This is a genomic window from Neisseria sp. HMSC061B04, from assembly GCF_001836705.1.
Lineage (GTDB): Bacteria > Pseudomonadota > Gammaproteobacteria > Burkholderiales > Neisseriaceae > Neisseria.
The window spans coordinates 1-348 of sequence record NZ_KV830233.1; the positions used below are offsets into that span (position 1 = coordinate 1).

Genomic DNA, 348 nt, shown 5'->3' on the forward strand with positions numbered 1-348 from the left:
CAGGCTGTACAGCGGCAAAAAACGGCTGGGAATCTAGACTTTATGAGTTTTTGGCTCAAGCGGTACGGCCAAAAATTACACGCGTAGATATTGCAAAAGACTTTTTTAACGGCGAATACAGCCCAAACCAAGCAAGAGAGGACCGAAACAAAGGTCTTTTCACCTGCCATCACGTCAAACCGAAAGGCGAATGTATCGGCTCAGACTGGGAAGAAGAAGATGAAGAAAAAATGACGAAGGGCAAAACCTACGGGATAGGCTCTCGAGAGTCCTCAAAATATGTCCGCGTTTATGAAAAAGGTAAACAACTGGGCGACAAGTCCAGTGTTTGGACACGCTTTGAAATTG

The 348-nt window shown here is 45.4% G+C and carries 1 protein-coding gene; it reads left to right on the plus strand.

Annotated elements, in window-relative coordinates; all coding sequences use genetic code 11:
* On the plus strand, positions 1-348 hold a 348-nt coding region (locus tag HMPREF2661_RS10800; protein WP_210400055.1), incomplete at both ends, for a replication initiation factor domain-containing protein.